Annotated in this window: 1 pseudogene; it reads right to left on the reverse strand. The window is 42.6% G+C overall.

Annotated elements, in window-relative coordinates:
* Nucleotides 1–373, reverse strand: a pseudogene (locus QOR82_RS09180) (transposase); the annotation flags it as partial.

Raw genomic sequence — 373 nt, forward strand, 5'->3', positions numbered from 1 at the left:
GCAGATTCTTGGTTTTCAAATCTTCAATCACTATCACGTCATAATTTCTAACTAAGTCAGTCGTCAACTTATGCAGGCAGTCCTTACGTTGGTTAGCTATCCGTTGCTGATAGCGTGCCTTCTGCCGTTGTGCCCGTTGCCAATTCTGATAATCGCTAAGTACCATTTTGAAATCACTATGGTTATGATTCCATTGATGCATAGCTATGGTTGCACAGTGCTTACGTTTACTGTACTTGGATTGCCAGGCATTAGCTTCCTTTTTTAGCCACTTAGCATTAAACGTGGCGTACTTATGCTAGACTAGCAATACCAACGTCAAGACCAACGGTCTTGTTGGTTTTCGGTAGCGACACTACCTCCGTTTCAACTT

The sequence above is a fragment of the Limosilactobacillus difficilis genome, from assembly GCF_947387495.1.
Lineage (GTDB): Bacteria > Bacillota > Bacilli > Lactobacillales > Lactobacillaceae > Limosilactobacillus > Limosilactobacillus difficilis.